We start from the raw sequence: 21,110 nt of genomic DNA, 5'->3' as shown, positions 1-21,110 counted from the left end.
ATGAAAAGCGCTTCTCAAGTTTGCTATCCTTGGGGCATGGAGCGCTCCACGAGGCAGAGGCGGGCCATCCGGGAGGTCTTCCTGGAAACGGACCGCCCCCTCTCCCCCCAGGAGGTCCTGGAGCTGGCGAGGAAGCGGGTGCCCTCTTTGGGCCTGGCCACGGTCTACCGCACCCTGAAGGGCCTGGTGGAGGAGGGGTTCCTCACCCCGGTGGCCCTCCCCGGCGAGCCCCCCCGGTACGAGCGGGCGGGCCGGGGGCACCACCACCACTTCCTTTGCCGCCGCTGCGGCCGGGTGTACGAGCTCTTCGGCTGCGACCTCCTGGAAAGCGCCCTCCCCCCGGGCTTTCAGGCCGAGGGCCACGAGGTCACGGTCTACGGCCGGTGCCCGGAGTGCTACTCCCAAGCGGGGTAGAGGCGAATGGGCCCCGTCCAGCGCACCTCCTCGAGGGCCCGGTCGTGGCGGAGGAGAGCGGCCAGGCGGGCCCGGGAGTAGACCCGGTAGGGCTCCTTGGGGATGAAGGCGGTGACGATGTCCACCTGCCTTGGGGGGGTGTAGTCCAGGACCACGTGGAGGGGAAGCTTGAGCCTGGGGGGAAAGACCATGTACCCCAGGACCAGCATCCGCCCCTCCTCGGGGTAGATGCAAAGCTCCCGCCCCCACTCCAGGGCCCTCAGGATGTCCAGCTCGGTGAAGCCCTCCTGGAGCATGTGCTTGGCCACGTGGGGCCCCAGGCGGTAGCGGCCTTCCCTGATGAGGGGTAGGAGGTCGCTAAGGCGGCGGAGTTTGCGCATGGCCCCTCCTTGGAGGGCCAGTTTACGCCTCCTCCCGGTCCAGGGAATGTGGCCGGGGAAAGAGCTTGCCCAGGATGCCCACCACGCCTAAGATGGGGTCCAGGGTGGCCCTACGCTGGCAGAGCCCGGTCTATCTGGAGCGGGAGAGGCTTCTTTCCCTCTTACCCGAAGAACCTGGGTTTGTGGTCCTCCTCGAGGCCCCGGCAGGCTTCGGCAAGAGCGTCCTGGCGGGCCAGCTTGCCGCCAGGCTGGGGCTTAGGACCCTCTGGGCCAGCGCCAGACTGGGCGAGCCCAGGGCTCTCCTGGCCAGGACCCTGGACCTCCCCGAGGAGGCCCCCTGGGGGGCGGTGGTGGCGGCCCTCAAGGAGGCCCCCACCCTGGTGGTCCTCGAGGACCTGGAGGGGAGGGAGGACCTCACCCCCCTCCTAAGGACCCTGCCTTGCCTCCTGGTCCTGGCAAGCCGCACGCCCCTCCCCTACCCCGAGCTCCCCAAGCTCCTGGCCGAGGGCCGGCTGGTGCGCCTGGGGGCGGAGGAGCTGGCCTTCACCGTGGAAGAGGCCAGGGCCCTCTTCGGGAACAGGCCCGGGGCCGAGGAGGCCCACCGGGCCACGGGGGGCTGGCCCCTCCCCCTCTTTCTCTCCGCCCTCACCGGGAAGCCCCCCGAGAGGCGGGCCCTCCTCCAGGGCCTAAAGGAAAGCCTGAGCCCGGAGGCCTTTCAGGAAGGCTTCCTCCTGGCCGCCCTCCCCTACCTGCCCAAGGAGGCCGCCACCCCCGCCACGGAGGAGCTTTACGCCAGGGGCCTCCTGCGCCTATTACCCCAGGGCTACACCCTCCACGCCCTCCTCAAGGAGATGGCCTTGGAAAGCCTGAAGCCCGAGGTGCAGGAGGCGGTGCGGGCCCTGGGGAAGAGGCTTCCCCCGGAGCTTCTGGCCCAGGCCTACCACGCCGCCGGGCTTCACGAGGAGCTTCTTGAGCTTTTAGAAAGGCCCATCCAGATCAACCTGGCCCCCGAGGTCCTCCTCTCCTGGCGGGCCCTCCTGGAAAAGGGGGGCGAGCGGGCCCGGCTCCGGCTGGGGGAGGCCCTTCTGCAAAGCGGCCAAAGGGAAGGCTTCGCCCTCCTCAAGCCCCTGGCCGAGGCCCAAGACCCCAGGGTGGCCCTCACCGCCTGCGGCCACCTGGCCTACTACCTGGCCGACCCCCTCCTGGGCCAGGACCTCCCCCAGGCCCGGGCCTACCTGGAAAGGGGCCTGAGGCTGCTGGAAGGGGTTCCCCCCGAGCTTGCGGGCCGCTTCCTCAACGACGCCGCCCGGGTCCCGTGGGAAGAGGGGCGGCCCGAGGAGGCCTTTAGGCTTCTGGAGGAGGCCCTAAAGCGCCTGCCGGAAGGCAGTCCCTATCGGGTGGCCCCCCTCACCAACCTGGCCTTCCTCCGCTTTGAGCTGAAGGGGGACCTCGAGGGCCGCATCCGGGCCCTGGAGGAGGGGGCCCCTCTTGGCCTTCGCTACTCTCCCGTGAACTACCCAGGCCACCTGAGGGACCTGGGGCGGCTATACCTCCTCCTGGGGGACAAGGCGCGGGCCATGGCCTACCTGAAGGAGGCCCGGGAGGCCCCGGGCCACCCCCTGGCCAGCCTCGAGGCGGCCATGCTCCTGGCCTACCTCCAGGGGGACGAGGCGGAGCTGAAGGCCCTGGTGGCCCGGGCGGAGCTCTGGGAAAACCCCTACCTGGTGGGCCGGGGCCTGGCCCTCCTGGCCCTTCTGCGGAAAGACCCCGGCCTTTTGCAAGGGGTGGAGGGCTTTCTGCCCGCCCTGGCCAGGGCGGAGCTCCTCAAAGACCCGGCCCTCCTCCCCCCCTACCCGGCGGAGCGGGAGGAGCGGCTTTACTGGCACGCCGCCCGCTACCGCCTCCTCCGGGAGGAAGGGGACTTAAAGGCCCTTTTGGGCCTCACCCAGGAAGGTCCCCGCCTCCTTCCCGGGCTCATCCCCCTGGACCTCCTCCCCAAAGACCGCCCGGAGCTGGCCCGGCCCTACCCCCTGACGGAGGTGCTGCAGAGCGGCTGGAAGGAGGCCGTGGCCCTGAGGCTCGCCGAGATCCCTCCCCTCCAGGTGGAGGTCCTAGGGGCCTTCCGGGTGAGGAACCCCTTGGGCGAGGTGGAGCTCAAGGGCAAGGCGCGGGAGGTTCTGGCCCTCCTCCTCCTCCGGGTCCCCCGGGAGGAGATGGCCTTCATCCTCTGGCCCGACACGCCGGAGGCCGACGCCCTCAACAACCTCTCCGCCTGGCTTTCCCGCCTGCGCAAGGCCCTGGAGCCCTGGGGGGTTCCCACCTATTTGAAGGAGGAGGGCCTGGTCCGAACTGAAAGCGACCTCATGGCCTTGGAGGAGGCCCTCGCCCGCAAAGAGGCCGAGAAGGTCCTGGCCCTCTACCAGGAGCCCCTCTTCCCCGGCCTGGACCACCCCCTTCTGGACCGGAAGCGGGAGGAGCTCTACCACCGGGTGCGGGCCCTCTTCCTAAAAGCGGGCGAGCCCAGGTATCTGGAGCGCCTTTTGGAGCTGGACCCCCTGGATGAGGAGGCCCTCCTTCCCCTGGCGGAAGGGTGCCTCTCCCGGGGCCAGCGGGCCCGGGCCCTAAGGCTTCTCCAGGCCTACGAGAAGCGGCTTTGGGAGGAGCTTAGAGAGAGGCCTTCCGGGGAGATTGCCGCCCTTCTGCGCCGCCTTCAGGCTTAATACCACCCCAGGCTGGCTTGCGCCAGCATGGGGTGGCCTTAGCGGTAAGGTCCCAGGGCCCCTGGGTCCCGCACGGCGATGAAGGCCCCGTAGACCCGGGAGGCCCCGGCCATCAGGAGGGCCTCCCGGGCCCTTAAAAAGGTGGCCCCGCTGGTGAGGACGTCGTCCAGGAGGAGCCAGGCCCCCTCCACCCGCTCCACCGGGGCGAAGAGGTCCTGGGGAAGCGCCCTTCGGGCCCGGCCCCGGGTGGGCTGGCTCGGGGCGTAGCGCCGCCGCCTGAGGACCCTTCGGTAAGGGAGGCCGAGGAGGCGGGCCACCTCACGGGCCAGAAGCTCCGGGGGGTTGTAGCCCCTCTGGAGGAGGCGGGGGAGGAGGGTGGGGACCGCCGCCACCCCCTTTAGGGCCCACCCCGCCTGCAAAACGCCCTCCGCCAGGGGGCGGGCCAGGAGGGGGGCGAGGCCAAAGCGCCTCCCGTACTTCAGGGCCCGCACCACCCGGCCCCACCGGCCGTAGGCCCCCAGGTAGACCATCTCCCCCTGGACCTTAGGCCATAGCTCCGCCCGGCAAGCCCGGCAGAGGGAAGGGGCGTCCAAAGGGCCGCCGCACCCGGGGCAGGCATGGCCGAGAAGGCCCTCAATGAAGCCCCAGAGCATCCCTCAAGGCCTCGTCAAAGGGCGGGTAAAGGATCCCCTTCTCCGTCACGATGCCGGTCAGAAAGCGGTGGGGGGTCACGTCAAAGGCGGGGTGGTAGGCGGGAAAGCCGGGAGGGGCGATGGGCAGGCCCCGGATGTGGGTGACCTCCTCCGGCGGGCGCTCCTCAATGGGGATGCCCTGGCCCGTCTCCAGCCAGGGGTCCACGGAGGATAGCGGCAACGCGGCGTAGAAGGGAATGCCGTGGTGGTGGGCCAGGACCGCCAGGGCGTAGGTGCCGATCTTGTTGGCGAAGTCCCCGTTCAGGGCCATGCGGTCCACCCCCACGATGACGGCGTCCACCTGGCCCCTCTGCATGAGGAAGCCTGCCATGTTGTCGGCGATGAGGGTGGCGGGGACCCCGGCCTTCATGAGCTCAAAGGCGGTGAGGCGGGCTCCCTGGAGGTAGGGCCTGGTCTCGTCCACCCAGACGTGGCGGACCCGGCCTTGGCGGTGGGCCTCGAGGATGGCCCCCAGAGCCGTCCCCCACCCCCCCGTGGCCAGGGGCCCGGTGTTGCAGTGGGTGAGAACCTGGCCCCTCAAGACCTTGGCCCCGTGCTGGCTGATGGCCCTTTCCGTCTCCTCCACCTCCCGCCAGAGGGCCTTGGCCTCCTTCAGGCTTCCCTTTAGGTCCCCGAAGTGGGGCCGCATCCGGTCCAGGGCGTGGAAGAGGTTCACCGCCGTGGGGCGGCTTTGCCGCAAGAGGCGGTCCGCCTCCTCGAGGTCCTCCCCCGCCATGTGGGCCAGGACCATGCCGAAGGCGGCGGAAACCCCGATGGCCGGGGCCCCCCGCACCACCATGTCCCGGATGGCCTGGGCCATCTCCCGGGCGGTGCGCACGGGCACCCAGACCTCCTCCTGGGGAAGGCGCCTCTGGTCCAGAAGCCAGAAGACCCCTTCCTCCTCGTCAAAACGGAACGGCAGAAGGCGCTCCACGCCCCAAGCTTAAGCCAGGCGAAGCACCTTGTCGTCCCCGGGCCTTGGCCTTCCCCGCCCGTCCCGGTTGGAGGTGGTGACGTAGAGGGCCCCGTCCGGCCCCACCTGGACCTCCCGCAGGCGGCCAAAACCGGATAGCGCCGTCTCCCCCCCCGCCACTCGCCAGCGCCCCCTTTCCCCCTCGAGGTCCAGGCGCAAAAGGGCCTCTCCTCTAAGCCCGGCCACGTAAAGCCCGCCCCGGAAGAAGGCCAGGTTCCCCGGGGGAAAGCCCTGGGGCCAGAGGTAGAGGGGGTCCCGGTACCGGGGGTCGTTCCCCCTCCCCACCACCCTCGGCCAGCCGTAGTTCCCCCCAGGGACGACCACGTTCACCTCGTCGTGGCCATAGCCTTGCTCCCCGCTGGGCCCGTGCTCGCTCAGGAAGAGCTCCCCCGTCACGGGGTGCCAGGCCAGGCCCTGGGGGTTCCGGTGGCCCAGGCTGTAAATCTCGGGCCTGGCTCCCTTCTGGCCCAGGAAGGGGTTCCCCGGGGCGGGCTCCCCTTCCGGGGTGAGGCGGAGGACCTTCCCCCCCAAGGAGGCCAGGTCCTGGGCCAGCTCCCGCTCGTAGACCTCCCCCGTGGTCACGTAGAGCATCCCATCCGGTCCGAAGGCGATCCGGCCTCCCGAGTGGAGGCCGTGGGGCCGGGCGGGGATCCCGTCCAGAATGACCCGCTCCAAGACCCCCCTCTCCCCCAGGTGGCGGAGGCGCACCACCTGGTTCCTCAGGCCCCCCGCCTCCACCGTGCGGTAGGCGTAGACATAGGGCGCCTCGGGAAACCGAGGGTGGAGGGCCAGGCCCAAAAGCCCCGACTCCCCCCGGGCGTAGACGGGAAGCTCGGCGTAGGTGGAAAGCCGCCCGCTCCGGAAGAGCCGGATCCTCCCCGGCCTTTCCGAGATCAGCATCCCCCCATCGGGCAAAAAGACTAGGGCCCAGGGGACCTCGAGGGCCCCCACCACCTCCTCGGCCCTGAGCCCCTGGGCCCGGGAAAGCCCTAGGCCCAAAAGCCCCGCAAGAAGCCGCCTGCGGCTCAGCATGGTGCCTCCTCTGGGAAAGACTACCCTAAGGCCAGGCCCCGCCCCAAGGGCGGGGGCCACGTTACCAAAGGAAGGCTCCTAGGGCCGCACCGACCCGGATAGCCTGAGGAGGAACCGCTCCGTGCGGTAGCGCACCGTGGCCTCCTGGTCGCTGGTGGCATCCCCGGAGATCCTGGCCCCCACGTAGAAGGTGCCGCTCTGCAAAGCCTGGACCTGGGCCGCCGTGGCCTGGGCCTGCCCCTCCACGCACACCTCCCCCGTGGAGAGGCCCGAGACATCCTTTGTACCCTCGGCCAGCTTGTTGGCCTCCAGGAAGAGCGTCCCCGCATCCCCGCCCAGGTAGGCGGTGTAGGCCACGCTCCCCCGGAAGCTCGCTCCCGGGGTCTCCGAAGCGAAGCAAACCTTATAGTCCAGGACGGCCCCCGTGAGGTTCACCCGGGGGTCGGGGGTGTACTGGATCTCCACGGGGCCCACCGTCTGGGGGTTGGGATTGATCCCCCCCTGCCCCACCGTGAAGGTGCCCGAGAGGTCGGCGTAGTTCAGGACGTTGACCTCGTAGCTGAAAGGGACGCTACAGGCGGAAACCCCCAAAAGGAGCCCTACCCAGAGCCAGCCCTTTGCCGGAAAGCCGTACCCTTTGCCGTTACGCATCCCTGCCTCCTTTCCGGGACCCTGGGGTCCCTACCTCCATCTTCCTCAGGGGGGCTTACAAAAACCTTAACCACCCCCCACCTCACTACCCCCTACCCCAGCGCCGGGCGGGCTGGTCTTTCGGTTTCCCATGGTCTTCTTCTCCGTCCCCCTTGGGCTTCTCCTTGCCCTGGTCCTCCTGCTTCAGAGCTTGGTCCTCCAACCTCTCCGTGAGTCCCTTTAGCAGGCGCTCCGAGAACCCCAGGACCACCAAGAGCCCGTAGGCGGCGGGCGGGCTGAGGAGGGGCTTTAGCCCCTCTCCCAAGGCCCGGACCTCCACCAAGGCCCAGAAGACCAAGTACCCCCCCACCGCCCCCAGGGCCCCCAGCACCGGGGCCAGGAAGAGGGGGACCCAGTAGGCCCCGTAGTCCGTGGGAAGCTCTTTCGTGGCCACCACCCGCAGGAGCCGGGAAAGGACTCCCCCGAGGAAGCCCAGAAGAAGCCCCGTCCCCAGGTCTAGCCCGTTGGGAAGCCCGGGAGCGAAGGACCCCAGGGCCCACGCCAGGCCAAGCCCCACCAGGAGAAGCCAAGCCGCTTTGTTGTGCAGGGTGAGGAGCCGGGCGTACCTCGTGTCCCGGGCGTCGTAGAGGGCGGCCAAAAACTCCTCCAGGAGGGCCCTTTGCACCCTGGAGTCTGGCTTTTGGCAACACCGGGCGTTGGATTCTGCTTGACCCGAACCCTGGCCAGGCTCCTGAGGGTCGGTGGAAGGTGAAAGCGCACTAGGCACGATCTCATTGCCGGAGCCTCCACCCTGGGATGGGGACCCCTGTTGGGGGTCCTGGCCCTCCAGGCCTAGGGCACGCTTTAGCTGTTTCCGCCAAAGCGCCTTTTCCTCCTCCGAGAACACCCCGAGCTCCCCCAGGCCCCGCACCAGGCGGGCCCTCACCTCCTCATCCTTCATTAGCTCCACCGCCCGCCGCTCGGCCCGGTGCATTAGGGCCCAGGCCGCCATCTCCCGCTCGCCGTTCCAGAGGAGGAGGGAGAGACGTGTCCAAATCTGGCCCCAGAAGCCCCGCCCTTCCAAAAGATCCCGAGCCTTTCGCAGGCACTCCTCGGTGTCCTCCCGGGCGTCCCGCTTCTTCTGGTCGTCCTCCTGCTTCTGACCCTCTTCCCACCCCTGCACGTGTTCGGCCCAAAGCCCCTCCAACTGGGCCCGGGCCAGGGCCCGGGAGGGGCAGGCGATGAGGTACGTGCGGGCGATGAGGAAGAGGAGGAGGTAGACCAGGGCCAGGAGGCAAAGGGGAAGCCCCGGGGCCCTTCCGGGAGAAGCCGGCTCCTGGAGGAGGTCCTGCGCCAGGGCCAGGCTAGCGCAGGCAGACCACCAGGTGGCAACCATCCGTTTGGTCCTGCGCATCTCTGCCTCCTTCCCGGGACCCCGGGGTCCCTACCTCCATATCCCGGCAACCGTGTGGGCTCACGGAGCGCCCTGGAACGGATCCCCCACAAGGACAAAGGGCTCGTCCTGAGAAGTGGTAGAGTTAAAGGCGATGCCCACGATGACGCGGTTGTCAAGGCTTACCGCAGAGATACCCTTAAGGGTGACCCCCGGCGGCAACACATCGGCGAAGACGGTGTTCAGGTTCTCCACCGCCTGGGTGTCGCTCCGCCAGCGAACGGCAAGCCCATCTGAGCTTCCGAAGACGTAGGCCACGCCGTCCCTAACGCGCACGGCGCCAAAACTCATGTTGACGCTGTAGACGTTGCCTCCGTACCACACCTTGGCTCTTGCGGAAGAGTTGCTGTCCGAGAAGGCCACGGCCTGCCCGTCGGGGGAGATCCGGCTCCAGTAGGCCCCGCCAATGCGGGAGACCAGCTGGGTGTACTGATTGCCGTTCAGGTCGTAGACCCATCCTTGGTATACCAACTGAGCCGAGGCCTTGCTGGCGTCCGGGGTGATGTCGTGGAAGATGCCGTAATTAACTCTGGTGTTCTGATGCCAGATGGTGTAGTTTTTCCAGATGGTAGGTGTAGGAAAGTCCGGGTATACCCGTCCCACGATGTAGACGTCGCCTCCACTCTTAGCGCAAGCGTAGGCCACGTTGCCGCCAGCGGGGTGATCGGGAAGGGGGATGGGCTGGAGGGTGGTCAGGTCCCAGGCCAGGGCCCTGTCCCCCGAAGACGCGCTGGTAGACGCGCTACCGTAGCCGCAACCCACCTGGCCGTCGGCAGTAACCCCCAGAACAATCCCGTAAGGAGTACTGGGAACGCCCGTGTCCAGGACGGTGGCCTGTTGGGCGATGGCGCTCAGCCAGTAGAAGCCCGGGGAGAGGGAAGCGGCGTTGATCCGCCAGACCATGGGCCTACGGGCACCCGACACGAGGGCGCCCCCAACAAGAACGCTTCCGTCACCGGAGACCTGGTAGACGTAAGCGTTGGTGTAGGGCGTCAAGACTGTCACCGTCAGGTCCGCCTCCCGGATGAGGCTCCCCGAGGTCCCCCGCACCTTGAGGCGGTAGGTGCCCGTGGGCGTGGTGGGCTGGGCGGAGAGGGTCAGGGAGCTCGTACCAACCTGGACCGTATCGGGAGAAAGCGTGAGGCCCTGGGGCACCTGGTCCTGCCCCGCCACTAGGGAGAGGCTCACCGTCCCGGTGAAGCCGTTTTGGGGGGTGATGGTCAGTTGGGTGGAGTTGCTACCCCCCTGCTGGACCGAGAGGCTCGTGGGGTTGAGGGAGATGACGAAGTCAGGGGGCGCGTTCACGGTGAGGGTAAGAGCCCGCTCGGTCACCTGGTTCCCGTAGGCCGCCCGCACGGTGAGGTTCCGGCTCCCTGTGGGGGCGTTCGGAGCCACCTGCACCTGCAGGGTCTCCGGCACCTGCTGGCCTCTGGGCACGTTCAGGTTGCGCTGGACGGCGTTGGGGCTCAGCCAGGAGACGGGCTGCCCCCCCTCTAAGACGATCAGAGAGACCGGCCCCTGGAAGCCGTTCTGCGAGGCGAAGGTGAGGGTCAGGGTCACGGTCTCCCCCTGGACCACGGTGGGATTCTGGGGCGAAATCCCCGCCAGGGTGAGGTCTGGCTGGGGCTGGCCCCCGCCCCCGCAGGCCGCCAAGAGCAGGGCTAAACCGGTCAAGAGTCCGTGCCACACGCCTTTACGCATACCTGCCTCCTTCCCGGGACCCTGGGGTCCCTACCTCCATCCTCCTCAAGGGGGCTTACAAAAACCTTAAACGGGGAGGGGGGCCCCGCCCCCTCTCCCCCCACCCGAAAAAGGCGGCCTCAGGCCCTGGGGTCCAGGATCACCTTCACCGCCTGGCCCGAGGCCAAGAGGCCGAAGGCCTCCCGGTACTGGCTCATGGGCAGGCGGTGGGTGAGGAGGGGCGTAAGGTCCACCCGCCCCGAGTAGACCAGGGCCGTGCCCTGCATCCAGGTCTGCCAAAGCCGCCGCCCGGCGATGCCAAAGGCGGTGATCCCCCGCATGACCAGCTCCCCCGCCAGGTCAAAGCGGATGGGGTCCGAGGGGATGCCGAGGATCCTGGCCTCCCCCCCGGGGATGAGGGCCTTGAGGCCCTGGTGGATGGCGGCTTCATTCCCGGAAAACTCCAAAAGCACCTCCACCCCGTTTCCCGTCACCTCCCGCACCACCTTTAGGAGGTCCTCCTCCAAGGGGTTGATAAGGCGGTCGGCGTAGGCCTTGGCGAAGGCCAGGCGGTAGGGGTTAGGGTCGGAGACCAGAATGGGCCCCGCCCCGCTGGCCCGGGCCACCATGGCCGCCATAAGGCCGATGGGCCCCGCCCCCGTGATGAGGACGCTCTTCCCCGAGACCCCGCTCCCCGCGTAAACGGTGTGCACGGCGTTGCCGAAGGGCTCCAGGATGGCCGCCACCTCAAAGGGGAGGTCCTTGGGGTTCACCCAAGCGTTTTCCGCCGGCACCACCACGTATTCGGCGAAGCCCCCGTCCCGGTCCACCCCCAGGATCTCCGTGTTCAGGCAGACGTGGTAGTTGCCCGTGCGGCAGGCGGGGCAGGCGTGGCAGACGATGTGGCTTTCCAGGCTCACGTGGTCCCCCACCTGGGGCCGCTTCACCCCGGGGCCCACGGCCTCCACCACCCCGCTGAACTCGTGCCCGGTGACGAGGGGGGGGCGGATCCGCCCCCTGGCCCAGGCGTCCCACCGCCAGATGTGGAGGTCGGTGCCGCAGATGCTGGCAGCCTCCACCCGCACCAGGATCTCCCCGGGGCCAGGCTCGGGCACCGGGCGCTCCACCAGGGTTAGGCCCTCCTCAGGGGCCAGTTTGGCCAAAGCCCGCATACCGGAGGCATCCTACCACCGGTAGAGGGCCCCCACGCTGAAGCGGACGGTGTCGGAGGCCTCGAGGCCCAAAGAAACCGCCAGGCTCGAGGTGAGGTCGTAGCCCAGGGCGAAGTCCAGGCGGGAAAGCCTCCCGTCCCCGAACTGGAAGGTGGTGCCCAGGGTGAAGGTGAGGCCGTCCCGGCGGTACTGGGCGGAGAAGGTCTGCTGGCCCCTCAGGTCCACCTGGTAGCCCAAGAAGAGCTCCGGGCTCAGGTACTTGCCGATGGAGAAGCGGGTTTCCCCGAGCCCCCCGCCCTGGAAGAGGGGCACCTCCACCTGGAAGCGGTCCAGACCGAGGGCCTTGGCCAGCTCCCGCTCCAGCTGGCCCAGGACCAGGTTCTCCAAGGCGGCCCCCAAGGCGGCCTGGGGCAGGGTCTCCGTGAGGCGGGCCACATCGGGGGTGCCCAGGGCGAGGAGGGCGTAGATCTCGGGCTCGGAGAGGGGAGGCTCGGAGGTGAAGCGGGGCGTGAGGCGCACCTTGACCCGCCCGTTTTCCCGCACCAACTCCCCTTCGGCCGAGAGGAAGACCTGGTAGCCCCGGGTCTCCGCCTTGGCCTTGAGGGTGAACCGGGGGAGAAGGCCCCGGTCGGGGGAGAACTGGAGGCGGCTTGAAGCTGGGTCCAGGGTGAAGAGGGAATCCCATAGGCGGAAGCTCCCCCAGAGGGCCTGGACCTCCCCGGTGAGGAAGGGGTCCTGGTACGTGCCCCCCAGGTAGACCTCTCCCTTCAGCTCCCCTTGGGCCAGGCGCTCCTGGACCAGGACGCCCCGCTCGGCGAAAAGCCGCACCCCCTCAAAGACCAGGGGGACGGGGGCGGGCTTCTCCGCCACCTTTACCCCTTCGCTGGAAAGGTTCCTGGCGCTGGCCTCGGGGATGGCCAGGCGAGCCCTGAGGACCTCGGCGTTGCCGGTCAGGTGGTAGGTGCCCTTCTCCTCGTAGAGGAAGAAGCTCTTCACGTCCAGGAGGCCATCCTGCAGGTAGTACTGGGGGTAGGAGAGGGGAAGCCGTCCGTAGCCCGCCAGGCGCAGGGGGAAGAGGGTGCCCTCCGCCTCCGCCTGCCCCAGGCGCAGGGCCACCCCGTAGGTGGGGTAGCGGAAGCTCACCTCCGCCGGGGTGTCCTCCTTGAGGCCGGGGAGGGAGACGGCGCCCTTGGCACTCACCTGGAAAGAATCCAGTGTGCCCTCGAGCCCCAGGCGCCCCCGCCCGGGGAAGGGCGCGGTGAGGGTGATCTCCCCTTCCGCCCTCGCCCCCCCGTTCAGGGCCAGAAGGCCCTTGGGCAGGTACCCGGCCACCGGCCCCAGGCGGAAGCGGAAGGCCTCCATCTGGACCTGGAAGCCCTCCTGGGTGAGCCGGAGGGCCAGGGTGCCCGAGGCCTCGGGGCGGTAGGGCTTGAGGGCAGGGATCACCTGGAGGACGGGGGTGAAGGCGGTGTCCTTGAGGTTCAGGTAGAGGTCGCTTCCCCTAGGGCTCCAGTACCCCCCGCCCTCCCAGAGGCCCTTGCCCGAGAGGCGCAGGTGGTCCACATAGAGGGTCTCCCCCCCATAGCGGAAGGCGGCCCGGCCCCGAAGCTCGTCCCCGCCGCCCCTAAAGACCAGGCTCTCCCCCACCAGAACCCCCTCCCCCCGCCTGGGGTCGGAGAGGGGGAAGCGGAGGCGCGCCGCCCCCGTCCAGTAGGCCTCCCCCTCCAGAGGCCCCGCCACGGCGGCCAGGAGAAGGTGAAGGGGGAAGGCCCGGGGGGAGGCCGAGAGGTCCACCCGGTCCCCCTCCAGGCCCAGGCGGAAGGGGCTTTCCCCAATCCGGCCCTCCCCCTCCCCCCTCCCCGGGGCCAGGCTAACTTTCAGGCTCAGGGGAAGCCGCCTCTCCGCTACCTCCACAAAGCCCGCCACCTCCCCCTGGGCCTCCCGGGCCGCCACACGCAGCCTCCCGGAAACCCGCCCCTTCAGGTAGGGAGCGTAGCGGGCCAGGAAGTCCTCCAGCGCCGTCTCCTCCAAGGTTAGCTCCCCCTCCAGGGGAAGAAGCCGCCCCTTCACCCCAATCCGCCCCACCCCGCCCGCCAAAACCCCCTCCACCCGGTAGCCCTCCCCGTGGACCCGGCCCCCAAAGCGGCTCCCAAGGGGGGCAAGGGGGAGGTCCACCTTAAGCTCCCCCCCCGCCGGGTAGGTGAGGCCTCCCGAGAGGTAGGGCCCCTCCGCCACCAGCCTGGCCTCAAGAAGCCTTCCGGTCAGGGTGAGGGCCTGGGGGCCGGCCCGGTAGTCCAGCCGGTAGGCCCCTTGCAGGTCCACCTCCCCCAACAGACTCCCCGCCCCCGCCGCCCACCAGGGGGAGGCAGGATGCCGGCCCACCAGGCGCACCCGGTCCCCCGCCCCCTCGAGGTCCAGGAGGAAGCCCCCAAGCTCCAGGGCAAGCCTCCCCGAAACCCGCCCCTCCCCGTAGCGCAAGGCGCCCTCCCCTTTGGGGCTCGTGAGCTCCAAGGCCAGCGCCGAGAGGTCCAGCCTGCCCTCAAGGGGAAGGTCCAGGCCGGGGACCCGGTAGCCCAAAAGCACCTCCTTCCCCTCCCCGCGGGCGGCGAGGCCAAAAAGGGCCGTCTCCCCTCTCGCCTCCCGGGCCAGGAGGTCCACCTCCAGCCCCGAAACCTCCAGCCTGGGCCAGAGGAGGGCCACCCCCACCCCCAGAACCTCCCCCTTAACCTCCGGCAAGCCCTTCCCCGCGAAGTCCAGCCACCCCTCCCGGAAGGCCAAGCGGCCCCCCCAAGCCTCCTTCCAGGACACCTGGCCCTCCAGGTCCCCCGAGAAGGCCAGGGCAAGCCCCTCCGTCCCCACCCGCCCCACCGCCCTGGCCTCCCGCCCAAAGGCGGAAAGGGAGAGGTCCACATGGGCCCCAGAAAAAGGCCCCTCCGCCCGGCCCGAAAGGGCCAAAGGCCCCAGGCGGAAACCTTCCAGGACCAGGCGCACCCCCTCGAGCCCCACCTCCCCGGAAACCCCCTCCCCGGCCAGGGCCACCCGGAAGCCGGGAAGGCCCTTAAGCTCCAGGGCCAGGTCTCCGTAGCGGTAGGTGCCCAAAAGCCAGGGGCCGGGGTAGGTGCCCTCCGCCCATAGCGCCCCAAGTCCCTGGGGAAGGGGGCCCCCGTAGCGGTAGGTGAGGGCGAGGGGGAAAAGCTCAAGCCGCCCCTCCAGGGGAAGCCCCTCCCCCTCGAGGTCCAGCCCCGCCCCCCGGCCCAAGAGGCGCACCGCCCCGTAAGGGGTGGCAAGCCGCCCCTCCCCGGTGAGCTCCCCAAGAAAGCCCTCCTGGGCCCGGTAGGCGTACCGGCCGGAAAAGGCGGAGGCCCCGTAGGTGAGGCCCCCCTCGAGGTCCGCCCTCAGGCCCGGGCACTCCCCCAGAGGAGGGGGCAGGCAGAAAGCCCCTTCCACCCTCCCCCCCAAGTCTCCCTCCCCCCGGAGGGTGAACCGCCCCTCCCCCAGGTCCACCTCCCCCTCAAGCAGGGGGTAGCGGAAGGCGAGGGCCCCCAGAAGCCCCTCCCCGTAGCGGGCCTCCCCTCGGAGATGGGGGCCCAGAAAGCGGAGGGCGAGGGAGCCCTCGTAGCGGGCCTCCACCCCCTCTCCCAGGACCTCGCCCTTAAGCTCCGCCCTGAGGGGCCAGGGCCAGACCTTCCCGGAAAGCCTCCCCTCGGGGCGCTCCAGGACCACGGCCACAGGGTCTGCAAAAGGACCATCCGCCGAGGCCCGAAGCCGCGCCGGGAGGCCGAAGGGGGTGAGGTCCTGGTCCAGCTCCAGAGAAAGCCGCCCCTCCGCCAGGGCCAGGCGGTAGCCCTCCCCCTCGCCGAAGAGGGAGAGGGCCTTGGGGTCCAGGCCCGCGCCCCGGTAGCGGAAGGCGAAGGGAAGCCTCTTCCCCTCCCCCACCAAAGCCCCCTCCCCCTCCAGGGAAAGCTCTGGAAGCCTGCCGGAAAACCGCCCCCCGGCCTCCAGACGGGCCTTGCCCCAGGCCCGGCTAAAGCCCAGGGTCCCAAAGACCTCCAGGCCCGAGGCCTCCCCCTCCGCCTTCAGGCCCTCCCCCAGGACCTGGAAGCGCAGGGGACCCTCCCCCAGGGCCCGCACCTCGAGGCCCCGCCCCACCGCCTTCAGGCTCCCCCGGTACCCCTCTGGCCCATATCCCAGGTCCGCCTCCACCTGGAAGCCCTCCACCTCCGCCCGTCCCCGGGCCCAGAGGGAAAGCCCATCTTCGTAGCGGGCAGAAAAGGCCATGGGCGCCTCCCAGAGGGCCTCGGCCTCGAGGCCTTCCCCCGAAAACCTGAAAGGCCCCTCCTGGACCAGGTAGCGGAGGCTCCTTAGCCTCCCCTCCCCCTCATAGCGGCTTCCCGAGAAGGCGAAACGCCCCTCGCCTTCGGCGTAGGCCGAGGCGTAGCCCACCTCCCCCTCCCCCTTCACGGCCAGGAGGTCCACCACCCCCCTAAGCCAGGCCTCCCCCAGGGCCTCCTCCCGGTAGCGGGCCTGGACCTTCAGGGCGGAAAGAGGCCCCGCAAAGCCCACCTCTACCCCCCGGTAGCGGAAGGCCCCGGAGGCCTCCTCCCCCAGGCGGAAGGCCCCCTCCCCCTCCAGCGCCCCCAGGCCCTTCAGCTTCCCCTCCCGCCAGTCCCAGGAGAGGCCCAGGCCCCGCTCCGGGAGAAGGAGGCTCAGCAGGGTACCCCGGTAGGTGGCGGCCAGGGCCTCTTGGCCCAGGCGCAAGGCGGCCTCCCCTTCCCCTTCGCCGGAAAGGGCCAGGCGGGCCCAGGCCTTCCCGGTGAGCGAGACCCCAAAGGCCTCCGCCAGCGGGGCCACCTCCTCCAAGGCCAGGACCACCTCCCGCCCCTCCAGGTGGGCCTCCCCGCCGGGGAGGCGGAGGTTCAGGGAAGGCCCGTCTCCGTACGCCCCCCGCCAGGAGAAGGCTAGGCCCGCCCAGCTTCCTTCCCCTTCCCCCGCCACCTTTAGACCCTCCCCCTGGAAGCTTCCCGAAAGGCGCCCCGCCTTCCCCAGGAGGGCCAGGGGAAGGTCCAAATGGCCCCGGTAGCGCACCCCCTCCCCCTCCAGGGAGACGGGGCCCAGGAGGCGGTAGCGAATCCCCCCGGCCGTGCGCACCTCTCCCTGGAAGGCCATGGGGTCCAGGTGGGGCACCTGGGCCTCCCCCAAAACCTGGAAGCGCAGGTCCCCCCAGGGCCCACCCCCCTCCCCCCGGGCCAGGACCTCCAGGCCGCCCGCCCTATACGCCCCCAGGAAGGTGAGGGAGGCCCCTTCCGGGCTAACCCTCCCCTCGCCCTCCAGATAGGGCCCGGAAAGGCGTATCCGGGCCGATAGAAGCTCCTCCCCCTGGAAGAGGGCCTCGCCAAAGGAGGCCGCCAGCCGCATCCGCTCGCCCCGGTGCCCCCAGGTGCCAAAGGCCCGGGCCGGGAGGCCAAAGGGGGTGAGGTCGTACCCCTCGGCCTGGAGGAGGAGGGAAAGCCCCCCCTCGTACCCCCCCAGGACCCGGAGGCCCGGGGCCTGGCCCAGGAAGCGCAAACTGGCCCCCTTCCCCGAGAGGGCCAGGCGCAAGCCCCCCTTGGGAAGCCCCACCTCCCCCCGGTAGGCCAGGGTGGGGAGGTCCATAGACCCCTTCAGGCTCCAGGCCCCGAGGACCGGCACCTCGCCCCCGCCTACGAGCCCAAGCCGCCGCCAGGGGCCTTCTCCCTTCACCTCCCCGTAGGGGGTGGAAAGGGTGAACCGGCCGCCCTCGAGGCCCCCCTGGGCGAGAAGCCTCCCCTCCGCCCCCCGGTAGCGGAAGGGGAGGTCCAGGCGGAAGGGAAAGCCCTCCGCAAAGGCCACCCGCCCCACCCCCAGGACCTCGGCCCCCTCCCGGGTGAGGCGGAAGGTGAGGGGAGGGAGGGAAAACCCTTCGGGCAGGGGGGGCAGAAGCCTCCCCACAAGGCGCACCTCGGGGTAGACCTCCCCTTCCCCCTCCAGAAGGCCAAAGACCTTTAGGGCAAGCCGCTTCCCCTGCCCAAGCACCCGCCCCGAGACCCCATAGGGCGTGGCGAAGTCCAAGAAGCCGGAAAACCCTTCCCGGTAGGCCAGGTCAGCCCTCAGGCCCACCCCCCCAAGTTCCCCCTGGCCCTGGAGGCGGAGGCCCTCCTTGTAGGTGAGGCGAAGGCCGAGGCCTTCCAGGAGGAGGCCGGGCCCCGGGTCATACCGCCCCTTAAGGGGCACCTCCCCTAGGGGGGTTAGAAGCCTCCCGGCCAAATCCGCCCCCAAACGCCTCAGCCCGGCCTCCAGCTCCAGGTAGCGCCCCTTCAGGAAAAGCCTCCCGGAAAGCCCCCCCTCCCGGTAGAGGGCCTTTCCGTAAAGCCGCATCTCGTCCAGGGCGCGGATGGGAAGCCCCCTTAAGGTGAGGGCCAGAGCCCCGCCCCGGTAGCTCCCCTCCCCGTAGGGGCTCTGGAAGCGGAAGCCCCAAGCCTCCTGGCGCACGCCCAAGGGAAATCGGGCGTAGGGAGCGTCGTAGCGGAGCTCGGCGCTAAGCCTCCCCCCAAGGAGCCTTCCCTCCCCCTCCAGGCTTCCCACCACCATGGGGGTGGGGGCCAGGGTCAGGGCGAGGCTACCCCAGGTGCCGGAAAGCCCTAGGGGCCCAAGCCGTCCCGCCACCTTCTCCCCTTCCCCCCGCACCTCGCCGGAGAGGTCCAGGGGGGCGAAGAGGGGAAGCCGCACGCCGGGGCTTTCCAACCCAAGCCGCCACCTCTTCCCCTCTTGCCGGAAGTCCACCGCCGCCAAGCCCTCTAAAGGCCTGGGCCAGGCGGCCCTGCCCCGCACCCTTAGGCGGCTTCCCTCCCCCTCCAAAGCCAGGCGGCTTCCTAAGGTGTCCTCCAGGCTTCCCCCATAGCGCCCCCCCCTCAGGGCGAAGCTCAGGGCGTAGTCCCGGTCAAAAAGCCTGCCCTCCGCCTTGGCCTCCAGGATGAAGACCCGGTCAAAGGCCAGCGTGCCCCGGTGGCGGAAAGGCTCTCCCAGAAGCCGCCCCTCCCCCACAAACCGCCCCCGGACCCGGACGGCCTCCCACCCCTCCCCCTCGAGGGAAAGCCGCCCCTCACCCTCCAGGGGCAGGGTGAGGCCGTAGTGCCGGGCCAGGGCGGGCAGCTTAGGCAAGCCTTCCATCTGGAAGCGGTAGCGGTGGCCCTTCAGGTCCACCAGGGCCTTCGCCCGAAGGGGCCCCTCGAGGCCCACCCCCTTCAGGACCGCCTCTACCCGCTCGTCCCTAAAGAGGACCTCCCCCTCCACCCCGGTGAGGGGGAAGCCCACCAGCTCCACCACCCCCCCTTCCACCCGGCCCCTGCCCTCCATCCCCGAAGGCCCCACCTGGAAGACCCCAAAGAGCCTGCCCCCCTTCAGCCCCTCGTAGAAGAAGGCCAGCCCCCGCACCTCCCCCGCGTAGGCCACCTCCCAGGCGGAGAGATCTGGGGAAAGGGCCTTGGCCTCCCCCTGGAAACTCCCCCCGGGGAGCCGGGCCAGGAAGCGGTAGGGGTTTTCCCCCACCAGGCTAAGGCGCATGGAAGGCAGGAAAAGCCGCCTTCCCCGGGGAAACTCCGCCTCCACCTCCTCCAAGCGCAAGGAGCGGAAGACCACGCGGACGGCGGGGGGCGGCCCCGGCTTTTCCGGAATCAGGGCCTCCCAGGTGAGCCGGAGCCGGGCCTTCCTCAGGGTGAGGGCCAGGGGAAGCTCCCGCCGCAAAAGGCCCAAGAGGTCGTAGAAGAGGTCCACCTCCTCGGCCTGAAGCCGAATCCCCTCCCCCTCCAGCTCCACCCACCTGAGCCGGAGGCCCAGGAGGAGGTGCCCGGAAACCTCCCCCACGCTTCCCCGAAAGCCCAAAAGGGGCAAGGCCCGGTCCACCGCTCCCTTCAGGAGGGGAGGCCAGGCGGGGAGGAGGAGGAAAAGCCCCAGGAGGAGGAGAAGGAGGCCCCGCCGCATCCCCCTTAGCATAGGGAGGGGAGATGAAAACCGCATGGCACGAGGGCTAAAATGGCCCCATGCCGCGCCTTGTGGCCTTGGTGAAGGGAAGGGTACAGGGGGTGGGCTACCGGGCCTTCGCCCAGAAGAAGGCCCTAGAGCTGGGCCTTTCCGGCTATGCGGAAAACCTCCCCGATGGCCGGGTGGAGGTGGTGGCCGAAGGCCCCGAGGAGGACCTGAAGGCCTTCCTCCACCACCTCAAGCAGGGCCCCCGCCTGGCCCGGGTGGACGAGGTGGAGGTCCACTGGGCCGAGGAGACGGGCCTCAAGGGCTTTTACGTGTACTGAGCCCAGGCCTGGGGCCGGACCCCGGCCTTCAGGAGGCCCTCCGCCAGGGCCTCCCTTAGCTCTTTGAGCCCGGTGCCCTTGAGGGCGGAGACCGCCACCCCCCCAAGCCGCTCCCGCAGGTAGAGGAGGTCGTAGGGGGCGGCCCGGTCCGCCTTGGAGAGGGCGAGGACCCTGGGGGCCTCCACCCCAAGCCCCTTAAGAAGCTCCTCCACCACCCGGTACCGCTCCAGCCCCCCCTCCTGGGAAGCGTCCAGGACGTGGAGGAGGAGGTCCGCCTCCCGCACCTCCTCGAGGGTGGCCCGGAAGGCGGTGAGGAGCTCCTCGGGCATCCTGCGGATGAAGCCCACGGTGTCCGTGAAGAGGACCTCCCCCACCCCGGGCAGGAAGCCCCGGCGGGTCAGGGGGCGCAGGGTGGCGAAGAGCTTGTCCTCCCCCGGCTCCCCGCCCTTGGCCAAGGCCGAGAGGAGGGTGGTCTTGCCGGCGTTGGTGTACCCCACTATGGCGATCAGGGGCACGCCCTTCCTCTTGCGCTGCCGCCTGGCCTCCTCCCGGCGCTGGGCGTACTCGGAAAGCTTGCGGGAGAGGTGGGTGATCCTCTCCAGAAGCCGCCTCCGGTCCACCTCCAGCTTGGTCTCCCCCGGCCCCCGGGTCCCGATCCCGCCCCCAAGGCGGCTCATCTCCTTCCCCCGGCCCACCAGCCTGGGCATGAGGTATTTGAGCTGGGCCAGCTCCACCTGGGCCTGGGCCTCGGGGGTCTTGGCGTGGAGGGCGAAGATGTCCAGGATCAGCTGGGTGCGGTCCAGGACCTTGAGCCCCGTGGCCCGCTCAATCTCCCGGGCCTGGGTCGGGGTGAGCTCCAGGCCGAAGATAAGGGTGGAGGCGTTCTCGTGGTAGGCCAGGCTCTTGAGCTCCTCCAGCTTCCCCAGGCCCACCAGGTACCTGGGGTCCAGGTGCTGGCGGAAGACCAGGACCTTTTTAACGGGGACGCCCCCGGCGGTGCGGGTGAGCTCGGAGAGCTCCTCCAACCCCGCTTCGGCCTCGGGGCCCTCCCCCAGGTCCACCCCCACCAGAATGGCCCGCTCCCCGCTCCCGTCCAAAACCTCCCGCACCCGGGCCTGGCGGGCCATCTCCTCCTCCAAGGCCTCCACCTCCGCCAGGAGGTTTAGGTCCAGGTACTGGAAGTAGGGCCTGGGGGGCAGGATCCGCCAGTCCTCCCCGGTCTTGGGCGGAGCGAGAAGGGCCAGGTGCAGGGTGGTGGGCCGGCCCGCCTCCACCTCGAGGGCCGCCAGGCTGTCCAGGCGGTTCAGGAAGAGGACGGAAAGGTCGGGCCGGGAAAGCCCCCCGGGAGCGAGGTGGGTGTGGAGGAGGCGGAAGCCGGAAAGCCGCCTCTCCCCCCTCGCCCCCTCGGGGATGGGCAGGTCCTTGGCGTCCCCCACCCCCACCCGCACCACCCGGCCCTCCCGGTCCAAAAGAAGGGCCAAAGGCCGCCCCACCTCCTGGCTCAGGGCGGCCAGGGCCTGGGCCAGCTCGGGGGTCAGGACCCGCTCCTTGGGAACCCGCCGCCGGTAAAGGTTGGAAAGCCGCTTGAGCTCGCTCTTCTTGAGCCCCTCCGTCTTCCCGAAGACCTTCTCCAATGCCCCCTC

The 21,110-nt window shown here is 70.0% G+C and carries 13 protein-coding genes; 3 read left to right on the top strand and 10 right to left on the bottom strand.

Annotated elements, in window-relative coordinates; genetic code table 11:
- The first annotated feature begins 36 nt into the window (after positions 1-36).
- The gene (locus tag BVI061214_RS07760) at positions 37-414 is read left to right on the top strand and encodes a zinc uptake transcriptional regulator (RefSeq protein ID WP_003047984.1); all 378 of its coding nucleotides are present in this window, start codon (positions 37-39) and stop codon (positions 412-414) included.
- Here BVI061214_RS07760 and BVI061214_RS07755 read toward each other — a convergent pair.
- Positions 396-794: a hypothetical protein gene (locus tag BVI061214_RS07755; RefSeq protein WP_003047985.1), complete on the bottom strand. Its 399-nt coding sequence runs from the start codon at positions 792-794 to the stop codon at positions 396-398. The genes BVI061214_RS07760 and BVI061214_RS07755 overlap by 19 nt on opposite strands.
- 104 nt (positions 795-898) lie before the next feature.
- On the opposite strand from BVI061214_RS07755, the gene BVI061214_RS07750 reads away from it, so the two are divergent.
- A complete protein-coding gene (locus tag BVI061214_RS07750) occupies positions 899-3,514 on the top strand; it encodes a transcriptional regulator (RefSeq protein ID WP_053768619.1) in 2,616 nt (871 codons plus the stop codon).
- Between the two features lie 38 nt (positions 3,515-3,552).
- Here BVI061214_RS07750 and BVI061214_RS07745 read toward each other — a convergent pair whose 3' ends face one another.
- The 8 genes from BVI061214_RS07745 to BVI061214_RS07710 all read right to left on the bottom strand — a co-directional run bounded on the left by BVI061214_RS07745 (position 3,553) and on the right by BVI061214_RS07710 (position 19,141).
- Positions 3,553-4,167 (bottom strand): ComF family protein, encoded by a 615-nt coding sequence (locus tag BVI061214_RS07745; RefSeq protein WP_053767902.1) that lies wholly within the window; start codon positions 4,165-4,167, stop codon positions 3,553-3,555.
- Entirely contained in the window at positions 4,148-5,140 is a 993-nt protein-coding gene (gene mtnA, locus BVI061214_RS07740) for an S-methyl-5-thioribose-1-phosphate isomerase (RefSeq protein ID WP_053767901.1), read from the bottom strand. Before mtnA ends, BVI061214_RS07745 begins: the two co-directional genes overlap by 20 nt.
- Before the next feature lie 9 nt (positions 5,141-5,149).
- The gene (locus BVI061214_RS07735) at positions 5,150-6,211 is read right to left on the bottom strand and encodes a PQQ-dependent sugar dehydrogenase (protein WP_053767900.1); all 1,062 of its coding nucleotides are present in this window, start codon (positions 6,209-6,211) and stop codon (positions 5,150-5,152) included.
- A 78-nt stretch (positions 6,212-6,289) separates the two neighbouring features.
- Entirely contained in the window at positions 6,290-6,862 is a 573-nt protein-coding gene (locus BVI061214_RS07730; RefSeq protein WP_053767899.1) for a hypothetical protein, read from the bottom strand.
- 85 nt (positions 6,863-6,947) lie between these two features.
- Positions 6,948-8,255, bottom strand: coding sequence for a hypothetical protein (locus tag BVI061214_RS07725; RefSeq protein WP_156303245.1), 1,308 nt, complete (start codon positions 8,253-8,255; stop codon positions 6,948-6,950).
- Between the two features lie 60 nt (positions 8,256-8,315).
- A complete protein-coding gene (locus tag BVI061214_RS07720; protein WP_053767897.1) occupies positions 8,316-9,995 on the bottom strand; it encodes a hypothetical protein in 1,680 nt (559 codons plus the stop codon).
- Between the two features lie 119 nt (positions 9,996-10,114).
- Positions 10,115-11,146 (bottom strand): L-threonine 3-dehydrogenase, encoded by a 1,032-nt coding sequence (gene tdh / locus BVI061214_RS07715; protein WP_053767896.1) that lies wholly within the window; start codon positions 11,144-11,146, stop codon positions 10,115-10,117.
- Between the two features lie 12 nt (positions 11,147-11,158).
- Entirely contained in the window at positions 11,159-19,141 is a 7,983-nt protein-coding gene (locus tag BVI061214_RS07710) for a translocation/assembly module TamB domain-containing protein (protein ID WP_053767895.1), read from the bottom strand.
- A 59-nt stretch (positions 19,142-19,200) separates the two neighbouring features.
- Between BVI061214_RS07710 and BVI061214_RS07705 the strand changes: the two genes are divergently transcribed.
- Positions 19,201-19,467, top strand: coding sequence for an acylphosphatase (locus tag BVI061214_RS07705; protein ID WP_053767894.1), 267 nt, complete (start codon positions 19,201-19,203; stop codon positions 19,465-19,467).
- On the opposite strand, the gene hflX is transcribed toward BVI061214_RS07705, so the two are convergent.
- The gene (gene hflX / locus BVI061214_RS07700) at positions 19,455-21,101 is read right to left on the bottom strand and encodes a GTPase HflX (RefSeq protein ID WP_053767893.1); all 1,647 of its coding nucleotides are present in this window, start codon (positions 21,099-21,101) and stop codon (positions 19,455-19,457) included. The two genes, BVI061214_RS07705 and hflX, sit on opposite strands and share 13 nt — an antisense overlap.
- Between the last annotated feature and the right edge of the window lie 9 nt (positions 21,102-21,110).

It is taken from the genome of Thermus aquaticus (assembly GCF_001280255.1).
Lineage (GTDB): Bacteria > Deinococcota > Deinococci > Deinococcales > Thermaceae > Thermus > Thermus aquaticus.
The sequence above is the reverse complement of the archived record's forward strand: the minus strand, read 5'-3'. Positions and strand labels throughout refer to the sequence as shown.

What these genes read in the sequence shown, in the direction of transcription:
- BVI061214_RS07760 (WP_003047984.1), top strand. Translation starts at nt 37, where the DNA reads ATGGAGCGCTCCACGAGGCAGAGGCGGGCCATCCGGGAGGTCTTCCTG.
- BVI061214_RS07755 (WP_003047985.1), bottom strand. Translation starts at nt 794, where the DNA reads ATGCGCAAACTCCGCCGCCTTAGCGACCTCCTACCCCTCATCAGGGAA.
- BVI061214_RS07745 (WP_053767902.1), bottom strand. Translation starts at nt 4,167, where the DNA reads ATGCTCTGGGGCTTCATTGAGGGCCTTCTCGGCCATGCCTGCCCCGGG.
- BVI061214_RS07735 (WP_053767900.1), bottom strand. Translation starts at nt 6,211, where the DNA reads ATGCTGAGCCGCAGGCGGCTTCTTGCGGGGCTTTTGGGCCTAGGGCTT.
- BVI061214_RS07730 (WP_053767899.1), bottom strand. Translation starts at nt 6,862, where the DNA reads ATGCGTAACGGCAAAGGGTACGGCTTTCCGGCAAAGGGCTGGCTCTGG.
- BVI061214_RS07725 (WP_156303245.1), bottom strand. Translation starts at nt 8,255, where the DNA reads ATGCGCAGGACCAAACGGATGGTTGCCACCTGGTGGTCTGCCTGCGCT.
- BVI061214_RS07720 (WP_053767897.1), bottom strand. Translation starts at nt 9,995, where the DNA reads ATGCGTAAAGGCGTGTGGCACGGACTCTTGACCGGTTTAGCCCTGCTC.
- tdh (WP_053767896.1), bottom strand. Translation starts at nt 11,146, where the DNA reads ATGCGGGCTTTGGCCAAACTGGCCCCTGAGGAGGGCCTAACCCTGGTG.
- BVI061214_RS07710 (WP_053767895.1), bottom strand. Translation starts at nt 19,141, where the DNA reads ATGCGGCGGGGCCTCCTTCTCCTCCTCCTGGGGCTTTTCCTCCTCCTC.
- BVI061214_RS07705 (WP_053767894.1), top strand. Translation starts at nt 19,201, where the DNA reads ATGCCGCGCCTTGTGGCCTTGGTGAAGGGAAGGGTACAGGGGGTGGGC.